The sequence below is a fragment of the Streptomyces kanamyceticus genome (assembly GCF_008704495.1).
Lineage (GTDB): Bacteria > Actinomycetota > Actinomycetes > Streptomycetales > Streptomycetaceae > Streptomyces > Streptomyces kanamyceticus.
Window position 1 is genome coordinate 6,030,755 of record NZ_CP023699.1, and the last position, 22,684, is coordinate 6,053,438.

General features: G+C 72.5%; 21 protein-coding genes. 7 read left to right on the forward strand and 14 right to left on the reverse strand.

The genetic code is table 11. The features are described from left to right. Positions 1-11: 11 nt before the first annotated feature. The 3 genes from CP970_RS25900 to CP970_RS25910 are packed head-to-tail and all read right to left on the reverse strand — an operon-like array spanning position 12 to position 2,591. Entirely contained in the window at positions 12-683 is a 672-nt protein-coding gene (locus tag CP970_RS25900) for an ABC transporter permease (RefSeq protein WP_150493988.1), read from the reverse strand. A gap of 1 nt (position 684) precedes the next feature. After that, positions 685-1,332, reverse strand: a complete 648-nt coding sequence (locus CP970_RS25905; RefSeq protein ID WP_055556626.1) for an ABC transporter permease — start codon at positions 1,330-1,332, stop codon at positions 685-687. After that, complete coding sequence (locus CP970_RS25910) at positions 1,329-2,591, reverse strand: ABC transporter ATP-binding protein (protein WP_150493990.1); 1,263 nt, start codon at positions 2,589-2,591, stop codon at positions 1,329-1,331. The genes CP970_RS25905 and CP970_RS25910 overlap by 4 nt, the downstream gene beginning before the upstream one ends. A gap of 131 nt (positions 2,592-2,722) precedes the next feature. On the opposite strand from CP970_RS25910, the gene CP970_RS25915 reads away from it, so the two are divergent. Together CP970_RS25915 and CP970_RS25920 are read left to right on the forward strand one after the other, a co-directional pair. Continuing rightward, positions 2,723-4,291 (forward strand): aromatic amino acid ammonia-lyase, encoded by a 1,569-nt coding sequence (locus tag CP970_RS25915; RefSeq protein ID WP_150493992.1) that lies wholly within the window; start codon positions 2,723-2,725, stop codon positions 4,289-4,291. Further along, positions 4,288-5,121, forward strand: a complete 834-nt coding sequence (locus tag CP970_RS25920; protein ID WP_055548100.1) for a MurR/RpiR family transcriptional regulator — start codon at positions 4,288-4,290, stop codon at positions 5,119-5,121. The genes CP970_RS25915 and CP970_RS25920 overlap by 4 nt, the downstream gene beginning before the upstream one ends. A gap of 59 nt (positions 5,122-5,180) precedes the next feature. Here CP970_RS25920 and CP970_RS25925 read toward each other — a convergent pair whose 3' ends face one another. The 6 genes from CP970_RS25925 to CP970_RS25950 all read right to left on the reverse strand — a co-directional run bounded on the left by CP970_RS25925 (position 5,181) and on the right by CP970_RS25950 (position 10,512). Next, the gene (locus tag CP970_RS25925) at positions 5,181-5,555 is read right to left on the reverse strand and encodes a hypothetical protein (RefSeq protein WP_055548102.1); all 375 of its coding nucleotides are present in this window, start codon (positions 5,553-5,555) and stop codon (positions 5,181-5,183) included. 75 nt (positions 5,556-5,630) lie between these two features. Beyond that, positions 5,631-6,023 carry a roadblock/LC7 domain-containing protein gene (locus CP970_RS25930; protein WP_079043542.1) on the reverse strand — a complete coding sequence of 131 codons (393 nt, stop codon included), beginning with the start codon at positions 6,021-6,023 and terminating at the stop codon, positions 5,631-5,633. Positions 6,024-6,105: 82 nt separating this feature from the next. Further along, complete coding sequence (locus tag CP970_RS25935) at positions 6,106-6,882, reverse strand: hypothetical protein (RefSeq protein ID WP_055548104.1); 777 nt, start codon at positions 6,880-6,882, stop codon at positions 6,106-6,108. A 5-nt stretch (positions 6,883-6,887) separates the two neighbouring features. Beyond that, the gene (locus CP970_RS25940) at positions 6,888-7,346 is read right to left on the reverse strand and encodes a hypothetical protein (RefSeq protein WP_055548105.1); all 459 of its coding nucleotides are present in this window, start codon (positions 7,344-7,346) and stop codon (positions 6,888-6,890) included. Between the two features lie 246 nt (positions 7,347-7,592). Beyond that, a complete protein-coding gene (locus CP970_RS25945) occupies positions 7,593-8,957 on the reverse strand; it encodes an APC family permease (RefSeq protein ID WP_055548107.1) in 1,365 nt (454 codons plus the stop codon). 130 nt (positions 8,958-9,087) lie between these two features. Continuing rightward, entirely contained in the window at positions 9,088-10,512 is a 1,425-nt protein-coding gene (locus CP970_RS25950) for a type III PLP-dependent enzyme domain-containing protein (protein WP_055548109.1), read from the reverse strand. A gap of 149 nt (positions 10,513-10,661) precedes the next feature. On the opposite strand from CP970_RS25950, the gene hutU reads away from it, so the two are divergent. From hutU to CP970_RS25975, 5 genes are all read left to right on the forward strand, one after another. Next, entirely contained in the window at positions 10,662-12,326 is a 1,665-nt protein-coding gene (gene hutU, locus CP970_RS25955) for a urocanate hydratase (protein ID WP_055548111.1), read from the forward strand. 94 nt (positions 12,327-12,420) lie between these two features. Continuing rightward, complete coding sequence (locus CP970_RS25960; protein WP_055548113.1) at positions 12,421-13,623, forward strand: allantoate amidohydrolase; 1,203 nt, start codon at positions 12,421-12,423, stop codon at positions 13,621-13,623. Continuing rightward, the gene (locus CP970_RS25965; protein WP_398655771.1) at positions 13,614-14,981 is read left to right on the forward strand and encodes a formimidoylglutamate deiminase; all 1,368 of its coding nucleotides are present in this window, start codon (positions 13,614-13,616) and stop codon (positions 14,979-14,981) included. The genes CP970_RS25960 and CP970_RS25965 overlap by 10 nt, the downstream gene beginning before the upstream one ends. 293 nt (positions 14,982-15,274) lie before the next feature. Further along, positions 15,275-16,447: an imidazolonepropionase gene (gene hutI, locus CP970_RS25970; protein WP_055555507.1), complete on the forward strand. Its 1,173-nt coding sequence runs from the start codon at positions 15,275-15,277 to the stop codon at positions 16,445-16,447. 112 nt (positions 16,448-16,559) lie between these two features. After that, positions 16,560-17,198 carry a response regulator transcription factor gene (locus CP970_RS25975; protein WP_169801301.1) on the forward strand — a complete coding sequence of 213 codons (639 nt, stop codon included), beginning with the start codon at positions 16,560-16,562 and terminating at the stop codon, positions 17,196-17,198. Positions 17,199-17,451: 253 nt separating this feature from the next. Here the strand turns inward: CP970_RS25975 and CP970_RS25980 are convergent, their stop codons facing one another. The 5 genes from CP970_RS25980 to CP970_RS26000 are packed head-to-tail and all read right to left on the reverse strand — an operon-like array spanning position 17,452 to position 22,665. Then, entirely contained in the window at positions 17,452-18,534 is a 1,083-nt protein-coding gene (locus tag CP970_RS25980) for an LLM class flavin-dependent oxidoreductase (protein WP_055555503.1), read from the reverse strand. A 59-nt stretch (positions 18,535-18,593) separates the two neighbouring features. Continuing rightward, a complete protein-coding gene (locus CP970_RS25985) occupies positions 18,594-19,433 on the reverse strand; it encodes a CPBP family glutamic-type intramembrane protease (protein WP_055555501.1) in 840 nt (279 codons plus the stop codon). Then, positions 19,430-20,299, reverse strand: coding sequence for a CPBP family intramembrane glutamic endopeptidase (locus CP970_RS25990; protein WP_055555499.1), 870 nt, complete (start codon positions 20,297-20,299; stop codon positions 19,430-19,432). Before CP970_RS25990 ends, CP970_RS25985 begins: the two co-directional genes overlap by 4 nt. Then, on the reverse strand, positions 20,277-21,632 hold the full coding sequence (locus CP970_RS25995) for a YcaO-like family protein (RefSeq protein ID WP_055555497.1): 1,356 nt from the start codon (positions 21,630-21,632) through the stop codon (positions 20,277-20,279). Before CP970_RS25995 ends, CP970_RS25990 begins: the two co-directional genes overlap by 23 nt. Further along, the gene (locus CP970_RS26000) at positions 21,625-22,665 is read right to left on the reverse strand and encodes a TOMM precursor leader peptide-binding protein (RefSeq protein ID WP_055555495.1); all 1,041 of its coding nucleotides are present in this window, start codon (positions 22,663-22,665) and stop codon (positions 21,625-21,627) included. The genes CP970_RS25995 and CP970_RS26000 overlap by 8 nt, the downstream gene beginning before the upstream one ends. Positions 22,666-22,684: the final 19 nt, after the last annotated feature.

The following is a 22,684-nucleotide window of genomic DNA, read 5'->3' on the forward strand; positions in this document are numbered from 1 at the left end:
CTGGTCTGCTCCTAGGCCGACTTGGCGGGGCGGTGACGGAAGAGGGCGCGCTGCAGTCCGGAGAGTGCGAGGTCGAGGACGACGGCGACGAGGGCCACGAGCACGGCGCCGCCGAGCACCTGGACCAGGTCGCGCTGGGCGAGCCCGTCGAAGACGTAGCGGCCGAGGCCGCCGAAGGAGACGTACGCGGCGATGGTGGCCGTCGCGACGACCTGGATCAGGGCGAGCCGCAGGCCCGTCATGATCAGCGGCAGGGCGAGCGGCAACTCGACCTGGAAAAGGACCTGGTGGGCCCGCATGCCCTGGCCGCGCGCGGCGTCCTTCACCTCCGCGTCGACGGCGGTCATGCCCGCGTACGTGTTGGTGACGATGGACGGCACCGCCAGGGCGACGAGCGCGATGTAGACGGGCCACATCGACAGGCCGCTGGCCAGGAAGACGAGGACGACGAGCCCGACGGTGGGCAGCGCGCGCCCGAACGAGGACAGGTTGATGGCGACGAACGCGCCGCGTCCGGTGTGCCCGATGAGCAGGCCGACCGGCAGCGCGATGGCGGCGGCGACGAGCGTGGCGAGCAGCGAGTACTGCAGGTGCTCGGCGAGCCGGTGCCCGATGCCGTCCGGGCCCGTCCACTGCTCGCCGTCCACCAGCCAGGCGCCGAGGTCCTTGAAGAGTTCGTACATGTCACGCGCCCTTCCGGCGGCGGGTCCAGGGCGTCAGGACGTACTGGAGGGCGACGAGCAGCGCGTCCGCGACGAGCGCGAGGAGCAGCGTGAGGACGACGCCGACGATCACGGGGGTGGGGAAGTTGCGCTGGAAGCCGTCCGTGAAGAGCTGCCCGAGCCCGCCGTCGCCGATGTAGGTCGCGACGGAGACCAGCGAGATCGACATGACCGTCGCGATGCGTACGCCCGCCATGATCACCGGCAGCGCGAGGGGGAGCTCGACGGTGAGCAGGGTCCGCAGCGGCCGCGTGCCCATGGCCTTCGCGGCCTCTTTCGTCTTGGTGGGCACGGAGTCCAGGCCCTCGACGGTGTTCCGAAGGAGGACGACCAGGGTGTAGATCGTCAGCCCGGTCACGGTGGTGGTGCGGGTGAGGCCGCTGACCGGCAGGAGCAGCACGAAGACGGCGATCGACGGAATCGTGAAGAGAACGTTGGAGAGCCCGAGGAGGAGCCCGCGCAGGGGTCGCACGCGGTGCGCGAGTACTGCCAGCGGCAGGGATATCAGCAGCCCTAGGGCGACTGCGGAGAGGGCGGCCTGGAGGTGGGAGAGGGTGAGGGTGGTGAGGTCGTCGGTGTGGTCGCCGATCCATGACCAGTCGACGGTCATGTGGTGGCCTCTGCGTCCGTGTCGCCCGCGCCTTCCGTGCCGTCCGTGCCTTCCGGGGTGCGCGGACTCGTCTGCCCTCGGCTGTCCGTTGGCGGCTGCGGACCGTCCTTGGTTGCGCGCGCAGTTCCCCGCGCCCCTGACGGGGCGCCCCTGGAAGGGGCGCGGGGCTGTGACATTTGCGGCTCCGCCGCGCGGGCGCGGCCAGCCCCCACCGGGCCGCGGGATGACCGTCCCCGAGCGTGCGCCGCCCCCGCCCCGTCGTGGATGTCCTCCCGGGACGAGACCCCGGTCAGGCGGCCCTCCGCGTCGACACGGGCCACGAGGCCGGTCGGCGCGGACAGGGACTCGTCAAGGGCGGCAAGCAGCGAGTCCGTGTCGCGCAGCGGACGGACGGGGACATCCGCCGCGTCCCCGTCCTTGTGCCGCCAGGCAACCGGCGCACCCGCGGAGTCGAGGCGGAGTGTCCAGACCCCGCCCTCGGGGGCGGGCCCCCGGGGGACATCCGCCAGCGTCGTCAACGACAAAAGCTTCAGACCGCGCTCCGCCCCGAGGAAGTCCGCGACAAAGCCGTCCGCGGGGCGGGCGAGCAGCTCGGCGGGTTCGGCGCACTGCACGAGGTGCCCGCCGCTGCGGAAGACGGCTATCCGGTCGCCGAGTCGTACGGCCTCGTCGATGTCGTGCGTCACGAAGACGATGGTCTTGTTCAACTCCCGCTGGAGGCGCAGGAGTTCGTCCTGGAGCTGGGTGCGCACCACCGGGTCGACCGCGCCGAAGGGCTCGTCCATGAGGAGCACCGGCGGGTCCGCGGCGAGCGCGCGGGCCACGCCGACGCGCTGCTGCTGGCCGCCGGAGAGCTGGTGCGGGTAGCGCTTGCCCGCGTCGGCGGCGAGGCCGACCGTCTCCAGGAGCTCGGCCGCCCTGGCCCGCGCCTTCCTGCGGCCCCAGCCGAGCAGGAGCGGCACCGTGGCGATGTTGTCGAGGACCGTGCGGTGCGGGAAGAGCCCGGACTGCTGGATGACGTAGCCGATGGAGCGGCGCAGTTCGGCCGCGTCCTGTTCGAGGACGTCGCGGCCGCCGACGCGGATGGTCCCCGAGGTCGGGTCGACCATTCGGTTGATCATCCTGAGGGTCGTCGTCTTGCCGCAACCGGAAGATCCGACGAGTACGGTCACGCCGCCTTCGGGCATGTCGAGGCTGAGGTCGTGGACCGCTGTCGTGCCGTTCGGGAAGCGTTTGTGGACCGTATCGAATTGGATCATGAGGAGTCCCTTGCCCGGCTGTATATCGTCATGCAGAGTTCTTGCTGTCTGAATAGGTTGTCAATGCTCCGGCGTAAATCACTGGTAACAAGTGGCCGCAGGGCAAGACAGGACGTCCGATTTAGGAGGGAATGCGAGTGAAGTCGTCTCGTATCGCGGACAGGGCGACCGGCGACAGGGAAAAGGTCGTCGTCCTCGACGGCCGGGGACTGATGGTCGCAGATGTCGTACGTCTGGCCGAATCGGATGCATTGCCCGTCCCCGCGACCGACGGGATGAAGCGCGCCGAGGACTCCTGGAACGCGGCACGAGAGATCGCGGCCTGGGGGCGCGTCTACGGCCGCTCCACCGGCGTCGGCGCGAACCGGAACGAGGACGTGCCCACCGAGGCGGCCGCCGACCACGGTCTGCGGCTGCTGCGCTCGCACGCAGGGGCGGTCGGCGAGGAGCTGCCCGCGCGGCAGGTCCGCGCGATGCTCGCGGTCCGCGCCAACCAGCTCCTCGCGGGCGGCGCGGGCCTGCGGCCGACCGTCGTCACCGCGCTCTGTCAGGCCCTGGAGACCGGCGCGTACCCCACGGTCAACGAATTCGGCTCGGTCGGTACAGGCGACATCGCCGCCCTCGCCCAGATGGGCCTCGCGCTCGCGGGCGAGCACCCCTGGCAGGGCCCCGGCGCCGCCCCCGAACCCCAGCCCCTCGACAACAACGACGCCCTCGCCCTGATCAGCAGCAACGCCCTCACCCTCGGCCAGTCCGCGCTCGCCCTGCACGAACTGCGCGGCCTGATCGGCGCCACCCAGGTGGTCGCCGCGCTCTCCCTGATGGCCGTCGACGGGTCGTACGAGGCGTACGCGCTGCCCGTCCACGAGGCGCGGCGCCACCCCGGCTCGTACGCGGTCGCCGAACGCATGCGGCGCCTGCTCGGCGCCCCCGACCGCCCCACGCCGCCGCTCGGCCGCATCCAGGACCCCTACGGCTTCCGCTGTGTGCCGCAGATCCACGGGCCCGCGCACGACGCGGCCGACGCCCTCGAGAACGTCCTCACCGTCGAGATCAACGCGGCCGCCGAGAACCCGCTGATCTCACCCGACGACCTGGCCGCCTACCACCACGGCGGCTTCTACCTCGCCCAACTCGCCCTGGCCCTCGACCACTTCAGGCTCGCCACGACCCAGGCGGCGCGTCTTTCCACCTCGCGCCTCTCGACCCTCAACGAACCGGGCTTCACCCGCCTGCGGCCCTTCCTCGCCGACGGCGAACCGGCCTCGTCGGGCGTCATGATCCTCGAATACGCGGCCGGGGCGGCCCTCGGCGACCTGCGGGCCTTCTCCGCGCCCGCCTCGCTCGGCCACGCGGTGCTCTCCCGCGGCGTCGAGGAGCAGGCCAGCTTCGCCTCGCTCGCCGCCCGCCAGACGCTGCGCGTCTGCTCGGCCTACCGCCTGGTGGTGGGCTGCGAACTGGTCGCCGCCATAAGGGCGTTGAGGCAGCGCGACATGCGCCTGGACCCCGCGCTCCCGGTCGGCCGCGCCTTCGCGCTCGCCGACGAGGTCTTGGACGGAGAGTTCGCCGACCGGCCGCTGACGGATGATGTGACGGCGGCAGCGGGGCTGCTCGACCGGTTCACCGAGCTGTGGACGGAACTGGGCGGCGCGAACGGAACGGCCGCCGAGGGATCGGGTGTTGTGAGGGGAACGGTATGAGTGACAGTCCTGCGGCGCGGCTGCAAGTGCTCTTCGAAGGGCACCGGCTCACGCCGACCCAGCGCCGCATCGCGCACTGCATGGTGCGGCGGGCGGCCGACGTCCCCTTCCTCTCCAGCGTCGAACTGGCCGAGCTGGCCGGGGTGAGCCAGCCGTCGGTGACCCGCTTCGCGGTGGCGCTCGGCTTCGACGGCTACCCGGCCCTGCGCAAGCACCTGCGGGACGTGGCGCCCCCGGAGACGTCGTTCGGCGACTCCCTCAACGAGTACCAGCAGGCGGTCCAGGCGGAGATCGAGAACCTGCGGCACCTGGCGGAGGTCCTCGCGGACCCGGCCCCCGTCGAGCGGGCGGGACGGCTCATCGCCGCCTCCCGCCCGCTGCCCGTCCTCGGCCTGCGCGCCGCCGCGTCCCAGGCGTACGGCTTCGCGTACTTCGCCGCCAAGGTCCACCCCGACGTACGCCTCCTGAACGAGGGCGGCACGATGCTCGCCGACCGCGTCGACGCGGCGGTCAGGGCCGGTGCCACCGCCCTCCTCTGCTTCGCGCTGCCCCGCCATCCCCGCGAGGTCGTCGACGCCCTCGCCTACGCGCGCTCGGCGGGCCTCACCGTGATCACGGTCGCCGACTCGGCGTTCGCCCCGGTCGCCGCCCACTCCGACCTTCTGCTCCCGGCCGCGGTCGGCACGGGCCTCGCCTTCGACACGGCCTGCGCCCCGATGCTGCTCGGCCGGGTCCTCCTGGAGGCGATGTGCGACGGCCTGCCGGACGCGCAGGCGCGGCTCGAGGAGTTCGATGTGCGGGCGGCGGCGCGGGGGCTCTTCGTGGAGTGAGGGCGCACGGCTGACGGCGCCGCACCACGGGGCACGGCGCCGCCGGTCCTCGGCGCGGGTCAGACGTCCAGGCTCGTCTCGATGCGCCTGAGCTGGTGGCGGGCCATGGCGAGGTTCGCCCGGTCCTTGTCGAGGGCCAGATAGAGGAAGAGGCCGTTGTTGTTGCGCCCCTTGATCAGCCGGATCAGGTGGTACTGCGTGCCGAGCGAGATCAGGATGTCCTCGATCTCGTCCTTCAGCCCCAGGAGTTCCATCGTGCGCAGCTTGGCGCGCACGACGTCCGTGTTCCCCGCCGCGGCCACGGACAGGTCCAGTTCCTTGCCGCCGCCGATCGTGCCGAGGGCCATGCCGCTCGTGTAGTCGACCAGGGCGGCGCCGACGACGCCGTCGATGGACGTGGTGGCTTCCTTGAGTGCGGTCTCCGTGTTGGCCATGAATCGTGCACTTCCTTTCCGTCTGCTGGGTGTCCGCGATGACGAGGACGGTGAGGGTGTGGTGGGGGGCATGGGTCAGGGTTCCTCCGCTCGTACGACGGCGGCGTCGACCAGGTCGCCGATGAGCGCGCTGGAGCGGCGAGCCTCCAGATGCAGCCGGCCCACGTTGATCTGGGGCTCGGCGAGCAGGGTCAGGACGGCCGATGAACCGGCCGCGTAGGTGGCCACGTATCCGTGGTCGGCGCGGATCAACAGCTCGCGGAAGTCGCCCTGATGGGTCGCGTCGGACAGGCGCAGGGCCACCGCGAGCGCCGCCGCGGTGAGGGCGCAGACGCCCTCCACCTCCACGTCCGTGGCGTCCTGCGCGAGGACGAGCCCGTCGACACTGGCGGTCAGCGCGCCCCTGAGCTGGGGGAGCCGGGTCCGCAGCCGTTTCAGTTCGCCGGTCACATCGGCTTCCGAAGTCATCAGCTTTCTCCTCCCGGTGCGCTTCCAGAGCGCCATGAGCTTCATGGGGGACAGGACTCGGCCCGGTGAGCGGTACGGGCATTCACAGGGTTGCCTCCAGCGCGTCGCGAACCCGGCGTAGTAGGGCGATGTCCGGCGCCGCGGAGTCCGCCGGGACCGGGAGGGGAAGGGCCACGGGGGCCGCCGCGGGGTCCTGCGGCTGCGGGGGTTCCACGAGGCCCGCCGCGGCCAGCCGTCTGACCTCGATCAGTGTGTGGAACGTGGGACGGCCGAGCGCCCAGGCGATGGCGGTCGGCGTGCGGACGCCGTCGGCCAGGCGCAGCAGGGCGCGCTGGCGTCCGGTGACGGTCTGTCCCGGCGCGGGCGGCCGGGGCACCACGGGCGCGGTGTCGACGTCGGGGCAGGGCCAGATGCCGTCGAGGAGTGCCCGGCGGCGCCGCGTCTCGCGCTCCACGGCCTCGGCGTCCACGGGGCGCACCCGGCCGAGCCAGTGCGCGACGCCGTAGCGGAACCGGGTGGGCCCGCAGGCGGGGCCGAGCACGAAGAACGCGGCGTCGTACAGCGCGCCGAGATGGCACATCTCCAGCTCGCCCGCGGCCACCCGGCCGCTGTCGATCAGATGGCGCCCCACCTCGTGCCGGGTCCCCGCCAGCGTGAGGGACTCCTGCCAGCCCTGCTCGGGCAGCGACCCGCCCGCCGTGAGCAGTACGTCGATGCCCGGCGCGGCGGGGCTCTCCGCGTGCACGACGCGTCCTTCGACGAGGTAGAGCGTGCCCTGGTCGCGCAGGAACGCGCCGGTGGCCCGCTCGTCGGCGAGGCGCAGCAGCATGGGCGACGTGGCGGGCGCGGTGATCCGCATGGCGCTCACCTCAGCACCAGGCGCTCGGACAGGTCCCGCAACTGCCTGCGGGCGAGGGCGAGGTTGCCGGTGCACCGGTCGAGCCAGAGGTACAGGAAGACGCTGCTGTCGAAGGTCGTCTCGACGAAGCGGATCAGATGGAATCCGGCGCGGGTGGTGAGGATGAGGTCCTCGACGGGGAGCCCTTTGGCATCGTCGTCCGCGCCGTCGTAGGTGCCGCCGCCCGTGCTGTCGTACGGGCCGCTCTCCGTGTCGTCGTACGTCGCGTCGGCCGGTGCGAACGCCCGGTACTCGGCGGCGGCGCGGGCCACCTCCGCCGTCTCCGCGGCGGTCGCCTCGTGGTCGCCGTTGGGCGATTCGCCGACTGAACCGAGGGCGAGCCCACTGGTCCAGTCGACGATCGCGGCTCCGCGTGCCCCGGGCAGTGTCATCGCCTCGAGCAGACACTCGTCGATTCCGGGCACGCTGCCTCCCCTTCCCCAGGTGAAACCGGGTGGCCCCCACCACCCGACCGGGTGGTTCGCACCACTCGGTGGGAGGAAAGTACGCAGCGAAACCCCGGTTCCGTGAGGAATGGGCATTTCCCGGGGGAACGTGCCCGATCTCGACGGGATCGGCTCACGGGGGCATCCGGGACGGCTCGCGAATGACCGGATGTATCGAGCAAGCGATCGAGCCGTCCCCCGGGTCGGTTCAGACCCCCGTCAAGCTCAGTCCTCGCCCCGCGCCTTCAGGACCGCCTTGTTGACCACCCACAGTCCGACCCCGATGGCGATCAGCACGCCCGCCCGGATGTAGACCTCGGCCGGACGGTCCGCCAGGGGGCTCGCCAGGATCAGGGCCGTGATCGCGCCCAGTACCGGCAGGACCGTCGGCGTACGGAAGTGCTTGTGGTCGACCCGGTCGCGGCGCAGGACCAGGACCGAGACGTTGACCACCGCGAACACGCACAGGAGCAGGAACGCCGTGGTGTCGCCCAGGCCCTCGATCTCGCCCGTGGAGACCAGGCCGATGGCGAGCAGCGAGACGAAGACGATGCCGACGACCGGGGTGCGGCGGCGGGAGAGGACGCGGCCCATGGCGCGCGGCAGGATGCGTTCGTTGGCCATGCCGTAGCAGAGCCGCGAGGCCATCATGATGTTGATCAGCGCCGAGTTGATGACCGCGAACAGGGCGATCAGGGCGAAGAGTTCGTGCGGGAAGTCGACGCCGCCCGCCTTCACGACTTCGAGCAGCGGGCCGCTCGATCCCTCCAGGGTCTTGTAGTCGACCAGGAGGGAGGAGACCAGCGCGACCAGGACGTAGATGGTGCCCGTGACCGCGACGCCGATGAAGATCGCGCGCGGGAAGGTGCGCACCGGATCCTTCGTCTCCTCGGCCATGTTGACCGAGTCCTCGAAGCCGACGAAGGCGAAGAAGCCGAGCGCCGTCGCCCCCAACACCCCCGTCATCAGGGCGTATCCGGTTCCGTTCGCTTCAAAGTCGGTGAGCCGGGACGGTTCGCCGTCGCCGGTCAGGACGGCGTACGCGCCGATCCCCAGGATGATGACGAGGCCCGTCAGCTCGACGAGCGTGAGGACCACGTTCGCCTTCACCGACTCCGAGACGCCGCGCATGTTCAGGGCGGCGAGCAGCACGATGAAGGTGATCGCGATCAGGGTGGGCGGCAGCGCGTCGCCCGTCAGCTCGCCGAGGTAGTCCCCGCTGAACGCGCGGGCCGCCGCGCTCGCCGAGGAGAGCCCGGAGCACATCACCATGAAGGCGATGATGAAGGTGAGGAACGGCGTCTTGAACGCCTTCTGGGTGTAGAGCGCGGCACCCGCCGCCTTCGGGTACTTGCCGACGAGTTCGACGTACGAGGCGGCCGTCAGGAACGCCACGACGAAGCCGATCGCGAACGGCAGCCACAGCGCGCCGCCGACCTTCCCCGCGACCTTGCCGGTGGTGGCGTAGATGCCGGTGCCGAGGATGTCGCCGATCACGAAGAGGATCAGGAGCTTGGGGCCGATGGCGCGGTGCAGGGCGCCTTCTTCGGCGGGCGGTGGTGTGGTGGTGGACGTGCCGGTTGTCGTCACAGGTGCCTCCCCCGAGACCGGTAGCGGGTCTGGAGGGAGGGTCTGCCCGTGACGCACGTCACCATGCGGGAGTTGAGGAAGCCCAGAGCTTGGTGAGCTCAGAGCCTGGTGCACCCAGAGCCTGGCGCGTTCAGAGGTGGCGCAGCGCGTCCCGTTCCGCGCCGCCGCCCGCCTCCGCCACGATCTCGTCGAGCGTCTGCGGCTCGCGCACCGCGGCGAAGCGCACCTCGTCCGCGTACGACGAGAAGCCGTAGATGCCGGGCCTGGCAAGGCTGTTGTACGAGTAGTGGTGCGCGAAGTAGTAGGCGCCGGTGTCCAACGCCGCCACGTAGTCGCCCTGTTCGAGCAGCGGCAGCGGGCGGTTCTCGGCGAGCAGGTCGCCCGCGAAGCAGGCGGGGCCCGCCACGTCCTGGCCGACGGCGGGACCGCTCCTGGGCCTGCCCTTGGGGTCGTAGGCGGCGATCCGCAGCGGCCACGACGCGGGCGCGTACACGGTCCGCGTCGCCACCTGCACGCCCGCGTGCGTCAGCGCGATCGGACGGCCGCCCGCCTTCTTCACGTACTCGACGCGGGCGAGGAGCGTGCCCTGCTTGGCGAGCAGCGAGCGGCCGAACTCGGTGACCAGGCCGTAGCGCCCGTCGAGCAGCCCCGGCACGCGGGACTTGAGGCGGCGCGCGTACTGCGCGTGGGTCGGACTCACCTCGTCGGAGGAGAAGTTGACGGGCAGTCCGCCGCCGATGTCGATGGTGTCGATCTGCCGCCGCCCTGCGCGTTCGTTGACCTCCTCGGCCAGTTCGTACGCCGCGGTGACGCCCCGCACCATCATCTCCAGGGTCATGCCCTGCGACCCGGAGTGCGCGTGCAGGCGGGTCAGCCACGGCCGGTCCAGGTAGGCCTGGAGGAGCCAGTCGCGGGCGCCGGGGTCGCGCAGCGGCACCCCGAACTTGGAGGTGGCCGTCGCCGTCGACACCGCGTCGATCGAGCCGCCGCCGATCTGCGGGTTCACCCGCAGGCCGATGGGCGATCCGGTCGGCGCCGACTGGACGAGCGTGTCGATGCGGGCCAGCTCCTGCGGGTTGTCCGCGTTCACGGCGATGCCGAGTGCCAGGGCCTGGCGCAGTTCGGCGGGGGTCTTGGCGGGGGAGTCGAGGACGGTGTCCGCGGGCGCGATGCCCGCGGCCCTGGCGATGCCGAGCTCCCCGGGGCTCGCCACCTCGGCGCCGATGCCCGCCGAGCGCAGCAGCCTGAGCACCGGCACCAGCGGGGCGGCCTTGACCGCGAAGGCGTGCAGCACGGGGGTGCCCGGCTCGACGACGGCGTCGAAGGCGGCGCGCAGCTCGGCGGCGGCCGTGCGGATGCCGGTGACGTCGAGCAGCCCGACGACGGGGGCGGCGGGCCCCACGACGCCCTGTTCGACGGCGGCGCGCACGGCTTGGTCGCGGCGGGTGGCGCTGTCGCCGCTCGCGCGGAGGTCCTGGGTCTTCTCCTGGTCCGGGGTGGTGCCCGGGCCCTGCTCGCCGTGGGTGATCTGCTCGCGTTCCTCGTCCGTGCCCATGTGATCCAGCCAATCATCCGAGGCGGGACGCCGCTGGCGTACTCGTGCATTCGTTCGCTATTGACTAGCTCTATTCAGGCCATCAGGATGTGAATAACAAGGTCACAGTGAGTAGCTCCGTACGCAGCTTCATACGAGGAGGCACCGCCATGTCAGGACCCCGCCCCGTTCGGGCACCTCGCGGCACTGAACTGAGCGCCCTGGGATGGCAGCAGGAGGCCGCCCTCCGCATGCTCCAGAACAACCTCGACCCCGAGGTCGCCGAGCACCCCGACAAGCTCGTCGTCTACGGCGGCACCGGCAAGGCGGCCCGCGACTGGCGCTCCTTCGACGCGATGGTGCGCACGCTGAAGACCCTCAAGCAGGACGAGACGATGCTCGTCCAGTCCGGCCGCCCGGTCGGCGTGATGCAGACCCACGAGTGGGCGCCGCGCGTCCTGATCGCCAACTCCAACCTGGTCGGCGACTGGGCGAACTGGGAGGAGTTCCGCCGCCTTGAGGCCCTCGGCCTCACCATGTACGGCCAGATGACCGCGGGCTCCTGGATCTACATCGGCACGCAGGGCATCCTCCAGGGCACGTACGAGACGTTCGCCGCCGTCGCCGCGAAGAAGTTCAACGGAACCCTCGCCGGAACGATCACGCTCACGGCCGGTCTCGGCGGCATGGGCGGCGCCCAGCCGCTCGCCGTCACCATGAACGACGGCGTCGCGATCTGTATCGACGTCGACCCGCGCGCCATCGAGCGCCGCATCGAGCACAAGTACCTGGACGTGAAGGCCGACTCCCTGGAGCACGCGCTCCAGCTGGCCGTCGAGGCGCGCGACGCCCGCCGCCCCCTCTCCATCGGCCTCCTCGGCAACGCGGCGGACCTGCTCCCGCGCATGCTCGCCGAGGGCGCGCCGATCGACATCGTCACCGACCAGACCTCCGCGCACGACCCGCTCGCGTACCTGCCGAGCGGCGTCGACTTCGACGACATGCAGACGCTCGCGGAGAAGGACCCGGCGGGCTTCACCGCCCGCGCCCGCGAGTCCATGGCCAAGCACGTCGAGGCGATGGTCGGCTTCATGGACGCGGGCGCCGAGGTCTTCGACTACGGCAACTCGATCCGCGGCGAGGCACAACTGGCAGGCTACGAGCGGGCGTTCGCGTTCCCCGGCTTCGTACCCGCCTACATCCGTCCGCTCTTCTGCGAGGGCAAGGGCCCGTTCCGCTGGGCGGCCCTGTCGGGCGAGGCGTCCGACATCCACAAGACGGACAAGGCGCTCCTGGACCTCTTCCCCGAGAACGAGTCCCTGCACCGCTGGATCAAGATGGCGGGCGAGCGCGTCCACTTCCAGGGCCTGCCCGCGCGCATCTGCTGGCTCGGCCAGGGCGAGCGCGACAAGGCGGGCGACATGTTCAACGACATGGTCGGCAACGGCACGCTCGCCGCGCCCCTCGCCATCGGCCGCGACCACCTGGACTGCGGCTCGGTGGCCTCGCCCTACCGCGAGACCGAGGCCATGCTCGACGGCTCCGACGCGATCGCCGACTGGCCGCTCCTGAACGCCATGGTGAACGTCGCGTCCGGCGCCTCCTGGGTCTCCATCCACCACGGCGGCGGCGTCGGCATGGGCCGCTCCATCCACGCGGGCCAGGTCTCGGTGGCCGACGGCACGAAGCTCGCGGGCGAGAAGATCCGCCGCGTCCTGACGAACGACCCGGGCATGGGCGTCATCCGGCACGTGGATGCCGGGTACGACATCGCGGAGTCGGTGGCGGACGAGAAGGGCGTGCGGGTTCCGATGCGAGAGGGTGCGAGTGAGTAATTCGGCCTCGCAGGCGAGCAATTCAGCCCCTCCGGCGTTTGAGGAGCGGGGTTCGGGGCGGAGCCCCGCCGCATCCGCCCCGTCGTTCCAGGAGATGTGGCGGGACCTGAAGCCCATCGGACAGGACACCCGTTCCCGCGGCTACCGCCGCTACGCGTGGACGGGCGCCGACGCCGACTGCCGCGCCTGGTTCAAGGCCCAGGCGGAGTCAAGGGGCCTCACCTACGAACTGGACCGCAACGGCAACCAGTGGGCGTGGCTGGGCGACCCGAGCCTGGGGAACGCCGTCGTCACCGGATCCCACCTGGACTCCGTCCCCGACGGCGGCGCCTTCGACGGCCCCCTCGGCGTCGTCTCCTCCTTCGCCGCGCTCGACGAACTCCGCTACCGGGGAGCGGAGTTCATCAGACCCCTCGCGCTGGTCAACTTCGGCGACGAGGAGGGCGCCCGCTTCGGCCTCGCCTGCGTCGGCTCCCGGCTCGCCGCGGGACAGCTCACCATCGAGGCCGCGCACAAGCTCCGCGACGGCGACGGCGTGACGCTGCCGCAGGCGATGGAGGCGGCGGGCTACGACCCGTACGGCATCGGCGCCGACCCCGAACGCCTCGCCCGCATCGGCGCGTTCGTGGAGCTGCACGTCGAGCAGGGCCGCGCCCTCGACCTGTCGGGCGACCCCGTCGGCATCGCGTCCGCCATCTGGCCGCACGGCCGCTGGCGCTTCGACTTCCGGGGCGAGGCCAACCACGCGGGCACGACCCGGCTCGTCGACCGCCGCGACCCGATGCTGTCGTACGCGGAGACCGTCCTTGCCGCCCGCCGCGAGGCCGAACTCGCGGGCGCGCTGGCCACGTTCGGCAAGATCTCCGTCGAGCCGAACGGCGTCAACGCGATCCCGTCCCTGGTGCGCGGCTGGCTGGACTCGCGGGCGCCCGACCAGGAGTCCCTGGACACGGTCGTCACCGGCATCGAGAAGGCCGCCCGTGAGTACGCGGAACGGCACGGCATCGACCTCGACGTCGTACGCGAGTCCTTCACGCCGGTGATCGAGTTCGAGCACGCGCTCCGCGACGAGCTGGGCGCGATCCTCGGCGCGGGCACGGAACGGCCGCTCCCCGTCCTCGGCACGGGAGCGGGACACGACGCGGGTATTTTGTCCGGCTCGATCCCCACCGCCATGCTGTTCGTACGGAACCCCACGGGCGTCTCGCACTCCCCGGCCGAGCACGCGGCGGAGGACGACTGCCTGGCCGGGGTGACCGCACTGGCGGACGTACTGGAAGGGCTGGCGTGCAGGTGACGACGGAGCGGACGGACACGTACTGGCTGGAGCACGCCTGGCTCGACACCCATGTCGAGCCGGGCGTGACGGTGGAGGTGAGCGGCGACCGGATCACGGCCGTCCGCACGGGCGCGGACGCGCCGCCACCGGGTGCGACGGTGCTGCGCGGCCTGACGCTCCCCGGCCTCGCGAACGCCCACTCGCACGCCTTCCACCGGGCCCTGCGCGGCACGGTCCAGGTCGGCTCGGGCACCTTCTGGACGTGGCGCGAGACGATGTACGCGGTGGCGGACCGGCTGACGCCCGAGACGTACCACGCGCTCGCCCGTGCGGTGTACGCGGAGATGGCGCTCGCGGGCATCACCACGGTCGGCGAGTTCCACTACCTCCACCACGGCCCCGGCGGCACGCCGTACGCCGATCCCAACGCGATGGGCGAGGCGCTGATCCAGGCGGCCGCCGACGCGGGCGTCCGCATCACGCTCCTGGACACGGCGTACGTGGCGTCAGGACTCCTCGACGAGGAACGCGGCAAGCCCCCCAACCGCCACCAACTGCGCTTCTCCGACGGTACGACGCAGGCGTGGGCGGAGCGGGCCTCGCTCCTCAAGGACCGTGACCACGCGCGCATCGGTGCGGCGATCCACTCCGTACGGGCCGTCCCCGCACGGCAGTTGGGGACGGTGGCGGAATGGGCGGGGGCCCGCGGTGCCCCGCTCCACGTCCACCTCTCCGAGCAGACGGCGGAGAACGACGCGTGCCTCGCCGTCCACGGCCGGACCCCTACGCGCCTCCTCGCCGACCACGGCGTGCTCGGCGCGCGCACCACGGGCGTCCACAACACGCACCTCACGGACGAGGACATCGTGCTCATCGGCCGCTCCGCCACCGGCACGTGCATGTGCCCGACGACGGAACGCGACCTGGCCGACGGCATCGGCCCCGCGGTCCGCCTGCAGCGGGCGGGCAGCCCGCTCTCCCTGGGCAGTGACAGCCACGCGGTGATCGACATCCTGGAGGAGGCCCGCGCGATGGAGCTGAACGAACGCCTCCGCTCGCACACGCGCGGCCACTGGACGGCGGCGGCCCTGCTGCGCGCGGCCTCCGCCGACGGGCACGCGGCCCTCGGCTGGCCCGACGCGGGCGTCATCGAGCGAGGCGCTCTGGCGGACCTCACGACCATCGCCCTCGACTCGGTCCGCACGGCGGGCCCGGTCCCGCGCCTCGGCGCGGAGGCGGTGCTCTTCGCCGGAACGTCGGCGGACGTCCGCCACACGGTGGCAGGGGGCCGTCATGTCGTACGCGACGGCGTCCATGCCCTGGTCCCCGACGTGCCGTCGGCGCTGACGGAGGCGATCGCGTCGCTGAGAGACTGACGCGCCCCGTCCCGCCCCTGCCACGGGGCTCCGCCCCGGACCCCGCTCCTCAAACGCCGGAGGGGCTGATTTTCCCCGCCGGAGGAGCTGGTTCTTCCCCCGGACCCGCTCCAGAATTCCAGCCGGATCCGGGGATGTCTTCCAGCCCGTCCGGCGTTTGAGGACGAACTCGGCGGAGCCGGTGATCGACCTGGCACCGTCCGGCGGAGCCGGGAGATTTCGGGAAGGGGCGGGATCGGGGAAAGAACCGCCGGAGGCAAGACGCCCGCCCCCACTCACCCGCAGAGGAACCGATGCCCACCACCCTCATCACCAACATCTCCAGCCTCGTCACCAACGACCCCTCCCAGGGGGACGGAAGCCCCCTCGGCCTCCTGACGGACGCGGCCGTCGTCCTCGACGGCGAGCACATCGCCTGGGTCGGCCCCGCCGCGACCGCGCCCGCCGCCGACACGACGTACGACGCGGAGAACCGGTCGGCGATCCCCGGCTTCGTCGACTCGCACTCCCACCTGGTCTTCGCGGGCGACCGCACCCAGGAGTTCAACGCCCGCATGTCGGGCCGCAGTTACTCGGCGGGCGGCATCCGCACCACGGTCGCGGCGACGCGCGCGGCGAGCGACGAGGTGCTCGAAGCCAACGTCACCCGCTACCTCGCCGAGGCCCTGCGCCAGGGCACGACCACGTTCGAGACGAAGTCGGGGTACGGCCTCACCACGCACGACGAGGCCCGCGCCCTGCGCATCGCGGCACGCCACACGGACGAGGTCACCTACCTCGGCGCGCACATCGTCTCACCGGACTACGCCGACGACCCGGCGGCGTACGTGGCTCTCGTCACCGGCGAGATGCTCGACGCCTGCGCCCCGCACGCCCGCTGGATCGACGTCTTCTGCGAGAAGGGCGCCTTCGACGGCGACCAGGCCCGCGCGATCCTGACGGCGGGCAAGGCGAAGGGCCTGCACCCCCGCATCCACGCGAACCAGCTCTCGTACGGCCCCGGCGTCCAACTGGCGGTGGAACTGGACGCCGCGTCGGCCGACCACTGCACGCACCTGACGGACGCGGACGTCGACGCGCTCGCCCAGGGCGACACGGTGGCGACGCTCCTCCCCGGCGCCGAGTTCTCCACCCGCGCCGAGTGGCCGAACGCCCGCCGCCTCCTGGACGCGGGCGCCACGGTCGCCCTCTCCACGGACTGCAACCCGGGCTCGTCCTTCACCTCCTCGGTCCCCTTCTGCATCGCCCTCGCCGTACGGGACATGGGCATGACCCCCGACGAGGCGCTCTGGTCGGCCACCGCGGGCGGCGCGGCGGCCCTGCGCCGCGACGACGTCGGCCGGATCGCGGTGGGTGCCCGCGCGGACCTGGCCCTGCTCGACGCCCCGAGCCACGTCCACCTCGCCTACCGGCCCGGCGTGCCCCTGGTGACCCGGGTCTGGCGGCGCGGGGCGCGGGTGGCCTGACGGGAGTGGGCCCTGGGGCGCCTGGGCCCACTCCCGTTGGCCGGAAACGCATGGGGCGCACAACCGGCCAGCCGTGGCAGCCTTGAACGGATGTCGTACGGGGGAGGCAGGAGTGGAGACCTACAGTGCTGTGCGGACCCGGCGCCGTGAGATCACCGTGCTGGTGACGGAGGACGACACACTCGACAGGAAGGCGTTCACCCGCCTTCTGCAGCAGGAGCCGGGCCTGCGCCTGGTCGGCGGCGCGGAGGCCGGGGCCGATGTGGTCCGGGAGGCGCTCCGGCTGGCGCCGGACGTGGTCCTGGTCGACCTGGAGCGCACCGAGAAGGCCCTGGAGACGGTGGCGGCGCTCCGCAGGCACTGCCCGTGCGCGCGCAGCGTCATCCTGACCACGGCGGGGGACGTCGCGCAGCTGCGCAGGGCGGTGGCCGCGGGGACGTCCGCGTTCGTCATGAAGACGGTCTCCATGAGGGGACTGCGGGACGTACTCAGGCGGGTCATGGCGGGCGAGCGGGTACTCGACCCGGACCTGTCCGTGCGCGCCCTGCTCACCGAACGATGTCCGCTCACCCCGCGCGAGTGTGAAGTCCTTGGCGTCTCACGACGGTCGACGACGGTGGCCGAGATAGCGGCCACCGTCTCGCTGTCTCCGGGCACGGTGCGCAACTACCTGTCACGGGCGATCACGAAGACAGGCGCCCGCAACCGCCACGAGGCGGCCGCGGCGGCGGCGCGGCTGGGCTGGATCTGATCGGTCGCCGGCCGCGGGCTGGGCGGGTCCACGGTGCCTGCCTGCCGGGCGGCGCGGGTTCGGGAAGCCCGTCCGCGCCGCGAGGTGGTTACGGCGGCGGTGCCCGGCTGGGCCGGATCTGGGCGCTCGCGGGGCGGCGGGGAAGGCCAGCTGTCGCTGGACGAATCCCGCTGCCCGCCGAGCGGCAGGGCCTGCCAGGCGTCGCCGGACGGGCCCCGGCGCCTGCTGGGCGGCGCGGGCTCGGCCGGTTCGGTCAGTCCGGGCGGTTCGGGTCGGGGCGGATGGCCAGTTCTGGGAGTACGTCCGCGCAGAAGCGTTCCACGCCGGGACGGGCCACCGCGCCGCCTACCGCGCCGAAGTCCACCTGCCACAGGAAGCCGTCCACGTCGAGGATGTCGGCGATGTGCTGGATGCGGTCGGCGACGCGGTGCGGGCCGCCCACGACGGCGCCGCCGAGGGTGCGGAACGACTCGGGGGTCATCGCGCGGATCGCCCGGCTCATGCCCGTGTAGCCGCGGTAGTCCGAGGAGACCGTCGTCGTCCACGCGTCCGTCGACTCGGCCCACACCCGCAGGTAGTGCGCGAGCAGCGGGTCCGCCGTCGCGAACGCCTCGCGGTCGTCCCTGCCGACGTACAGCGGCAGGCTCGCCAGGACGCGCGAGCGGCCTTCCGCGTGCCCGGCCTGCGCGAAGCTCTCCCGGTACACCGCGATGTGGTCGGCCATCTCCTCCAGCGGCGTCAGCGCCGGGGTCACCAGGAGCCCGTGGCCCTGCTCACCGGCCCAGGCGAAGCTCGACCGGGAGCGGACGGCGGCGATCCAGGTCGGCGGGTGCGGGGACTGCACCGGGCGGGGCAGCGCCGTCGCGTCGGAGAACCGGAAGTAGGGGGTGTCGACGGAGACCTTCTCCTCGGTCCACAGGCGCAGGACCGCGTCCACCGTGGCGGTGAACCGTTCGCGGCTGCCGTCCATCGGCACCCCGAACGCCTCGAACTCGTACGGCAGATAGGCCCGCGCGAACCCGACGTCGAGCCGCCCCCCGCTGAGCGCGTCCACCATCGCCGCCTCCGAGGCGAGCCGCAGCGGGTGGTGGAAGACCGGCAGGACGCACCCGGTCATCAGGCGCACCCGCGTGGTGACGGAGGCGACGCTCGCCAGGAAGGCCAGCGGGCTCGGGCAGTAGCCGCCGTAGGCGCGCAGATAGTGCTCGGTGATCTTCACATGGCTGAGCCCCGCCTCGTCGGCCAGCCTGCTGAGGTCGAGCAGCGTCCGGAAGTACTCGGGCGCGGGCAGCCCGTGGTGTTCGGCATCGGGAAGAAACGACAGGCCGTGCTCCATGACGTAGGTACTCCTTCTCGCTCCACGCGCCGTGCGCCTTACGCGCCGTGCGCCACGCGCTAGATGACGGCGAACACGAAGAACACGACGTGGGCCACCACCAGCGGCGCCACGTCCGGCACGGCCCAGAACACCAGGCCGTGCACGACCCCCATCACCACGCCGCCCATCAGGGGGAACATCGCGCCCTGCCAGGTGGACATGAAGAACGCCTGCATGACGACGAACAGCACGATGGAGGTGGTGAGCGCGACGCCGGGTCCCGCGTCACGCAGCCAGGTGAGGGCGATGCCGCGGAACACCAGCTCCTCGGAGGCGACCTGGACCCCGGTAAGGCCGAGGGCCGCCCACAGCGGAAGCACCTTCAGGGCGGTGAGGTGGTGCCGGATCCAGCCGCCGCGCGAGCGCCCGAGCCAGGAGCGCAGGGAGAGGCCGTGGTCCTCGCGGGGCCGTACGCGGACGGGCGTGGAGGTACGCGTCTGGAGGCCCGAACCTCCTGTGGTCCGCGCCGAGTTGACCGGCGAGGCAGGCACTCGGCGGCGCGCCCCGCCCGCCAGCCTCACCTCGATCAGCGCCCGGCAGATCAGCGAACCGATGGCCAGTTCGCCGATGCCCAGGAGCACGCCGAGGCCGAGCAGTTCCGGTCTGGCGAGGCCGCTGACCAGCATGCCGGGCCCGATCCCGGTGATCGCCAGGAGCGCCGCCACCACGACGACGTGGCTGGCCCCCGCGGCGGCCAGTTCGAAGACGTCGGCGCGCTGCGCCGTGCCCCAGCGCGCCGGGCCGATCCGCGTCACGGCCGCGAGGTGCCGCACGGCGCGGAAGAGGACGGCCTTGCCGAGCCAGTAGTAGAGGAGCACGACGGCGACGAGGACGAGGACGCGCAGCGGCGTACTCATCGGGCCGTCCCCCAGGCCGAGGCGGCGGGGCGGTTCTGGCGGGCCGCCGAGGGACGCGCCCGGTGGTAGCGCCAGACCCAGGTGTTGAACAGCGCGTGCCCGATGACGGCGGGCAGCACCGTGCCGGTGAGCAGCACGGCGCCCGTGCACAGCGCGGCGAGCGGCAGCTTGGAGAGGACCTGGCCCCAGCCGAAGAACACGTGGGACACGGCGAAGACGAGCTGCACGCCGAGGACCGCGCCGACCACGACGAGCACGGGCCCTGCCCGCAGGGCGAGGCCCAACAGCACGCCCCGGTAGACCAGTTCCTCGGCCAGCGCCACCGCGAGCAGCAGCGGCAGGCGGACCCGCAGGTCCGCGGAGGTCGGCGCGAAGTCGTTGCGCGCCTCGATGAGTCCGGTGCGCCGCCCGGCGGTGGCGGCACCCGCGACGGCGACCCCGGCGGGCCGCGCGTGCCCCGAACGCAGCGCCACCGGACGGTCGTCGCGCACGGAGTGTCCGGCCCGCCGCCCCCACCACCGCGTCACGGACCGGTCGGCGCGGGTGGCCGCGTACCCCACGAGCGGACCGAGCAGCAGCCCCGCCGCGAGCCCCGCCCAGCCGACGTCCCGCACCGGCCGCAGGACGCCCGTGCCGAGCAGCGCGGCGGCGCCGAGCACGGCGAGGCCGCAGACGCCGAGGTGCAGACCGAGCATCGGAAGCCGTCGCAGGCCCGCCCAGCGGGTGTGCAGATGGGCGGCGACGGTCATCGACGCGAGGCCGAGGACGACGACGGTGGCGGCGAGGAGCGGACGGGTGTCGGCCGGTACGGCGCCGGTCAGTTCGGGGGCGGCGCCGGTCAGTTCAGGGGAACGGATGAGGGGCATGCCGCTGGAACCCTCCGTAGGCCGGGAACCGGGGATGGGCCGCCGTCGGGGCGCTGGGCAGCGGCAGGGTGAGCAGGTCGGGGCTCCAGAACCGGGCGACGACGAAGCCGAGTTCGGCGGCGTCCACGGTGGTCAGATCGCCGCCGTAGAGGCGCTTGCCGGTGTCGTGGAAGGCCCGGACGAGCGTGCGCACGCAGGCTTCGGGGTCCGTGTCCGCCGGATCGGGCGGCAGGTCGTCGGCGCTCGCCTCGTCGCAGTCGCCGTAACGCTCCTCGACGACGCGGGCGCCCTTGGGGGACGCGGCGAGGACGACGTTGCTCTCCAGGTCGAAGATCGCCTCGTCGTCGGTGGCGGCGCCCGTGGTGTGGTCCTGGACGCTCGTCCAGGTGGCCAGCGCCCGCACCCCGACGCCCTCCAGGAACGCCTTGTACATGGCGGATTCCAGGCGTACGTCGATGCCGAGGCCGACGGCGACCGCCGGGATCTGCCCGCCCGGCTCGCGGATCAGACAGGCGACGGTGAAGCCGGGCAGGTCGGCGCTGGGCAGCAGGTGGAACTCGGGCTGCCCGCCCAGCGGATGGCAGTGCCTGGCGATGATCCTGAGCAGCGCCGCGCTGCGCGCGCCTGGCCGGATGCGCACCGACCTGGTCCCGCCGTACCAGTGCCCGACGGCCGCGTCGATCTGCACCATCTCCTGGAGCGCGCCGAGTGCCGCCTTGTGCGGGTCGGTGTGCGCCGCGGTGCCGGTGGTGACGGCGGGCTGCACCCAGGGTTCGCCCTCGGCGTCGCGGACCACGTAGCCGACGGTCGTGAGCTGGGCGGGCACCCAGGTGTCGGTGCCGTCGCGCAGGCAGGTGAGGCGGCTCCAGCCCAGCGGTTCCTCGGGGCGCGGACGCCGGAAGGGGAATCCCTCGCTCGCCAACTGCTCCTGGGTGTACGGGAGATAGGAGCCGACCGGGAAGTGCGGTTCGTCCGCGAGGTCGGCCTCGGGGGCGAACCGGACGGGGAACGCGCCGCTCACGGCGGCGACGTACCCGGCGTAGCGCTCCACGACCTCGCCCAGGGTGCGGATGTGCGACTCGTGGGGACGTATCCCGTAGCCGCCGATGTGGTAGCTGCCCAGCTTGGGGCGCGGCTGGTCGCGCAGGACGTGGACGCCGGTGAGGTCGCCGCCCGAGACCATGAGGCGGGGCGCGTACCGGGGCCGGGTGAGGAAGCCGAGCTGGGGCATGAGACCGCACAGCGGCGCGTGCATGCGGCGGCGCAGACGGCTCGTCTGTACGTCGGGCGGCTCGACCAGGCGCAGCCCCGACGCGGTGCGCAGCTCAGGCATCGACCCACCGCCTGACGTCGAAGTAGACCTCGGTGCCGTCGCGTTCGGGCACGGTGCCGCAGGACGGGCAGCCGGGCAGCCTGAGCACCTCGGAGTAGACCATCTCCATCGACGGCAGATAGACGCCGAGCACCTTGCCGACGGTGCTGGTCATGCCGGTGACCGCCATGTTCAGCGCTTCGAGCGCGGTGTGCGAGGCGAGCAGCGAGGAGAGCACCCCGGTGCCGCCGTCGCCCTGCTCCCCGGCCGCCGCGCCGTTGCCCGCCAGGGCCTTCTTGTAGCGCTGGTAGGCGGCGCCCTCGCGGAGGTTCATCACCACGCGGGTCTCGAAGCAGGTGAAACAGGCCGTGCTGTCCGGCACGAACGTCGGCCCCACCAGGAGCAGCGGGCCGTCGAGCGCGGCCTGGATCCAGGGGGTGCCGAGCGCCAGCGCGACCCGGTTCAGTACGGCGAGGCGCAGCGGGTGCACCGCGTCGGCGACGTGCACCAGGAGGCAGCCGCGCCAGTCCTCGAACCGCTCGGCGAACCGTTCGAAGGCCAGGCCGTCCTCCAGGACGTCCAGCGGGCACTCGTCCAGGAGCCGCAGCTGTTCGGCGTGTTCGTCGGGCGCGGTGACGGTGAGCTGTTCATGGGCGCCGAGCAGCCCGGCCACCTGGGCGGCCGCCGTGCCGCCGAGGACGCGCAGGGACGGCAGGGTGGCCTCTTCGACGCGCCCGCTCGCCGTCCGGTCGAGGTAGGCGTCGAGCGCGGTGGAGGGGCCGTGTTCGAGTACGGCGAGCTGGTCCAAGTGGTCGATCAGCGCCTCCAGTTCGGTCCTGGTGACCCCGGCCTCCTTGGCGAGCTGGGCCCGGTCCCTGGTGCCGTCGAGCCCGCTGACGAGGGTGCTGAGGCGCCCCGCCCCGCTGTGGTCGACGAGCGTGATCGACTGTGGATTCCATACGCCGGAGCGCAGTTCCACCGTGTTCCTGTCGTGCGGGACCACCGAATAGACGGATTTGATGCGCACGGTGCGGCTGGTGCGTCGCGTGGACACGGACTTCTCCTCCCGGTCG